Here is a 223-nt window from a genome sequence, read left to right on the forward strand (position 1 = left end):
CTCTTGCGGCAAAACAATGTCGAGTTTGTTGATGAGTGACCGAACAGATTCCCCTCGGAACAAAGCCATTCCGATAACGGCCCAAATCATCGCGTCCATCGGCAATTTACGCCGTCTTAACGTCGCAACGCCCTGAGAGTCTAGGCAAGATTGAATTAACTCAGGTTCTAACACATCTGCTAAGCAGGTGAATTCGGTTAGGCGGGTAATATGAGTACGGGCG

At 49.3% G+C, this 223-nt stretch carries 1 protein-coding gene; it reads right to left on the reverse strand.

The genetic code is table 11. The features are described 5' to 3' along the window. A partial coding sequence (locus KO533_RS22530; protein ID WP_219256199.1) for a transposase domain-containing protein occupies positions 1-223 on the reverse strand: 223 nt, incomplete at both ends.

Origin of the sequence: Shewanella sp. NKUCC05_KAH (assembly GCF_019345585.1) — a bacterium.
In the GTDB taxonomy this organism is placed as follows: Bacteria; Pseudomonadota; Gammaproteobacteria; order Enterobacterales; family Shewanellaceae; genus Shewanella; species Shewanella oncorhynchi.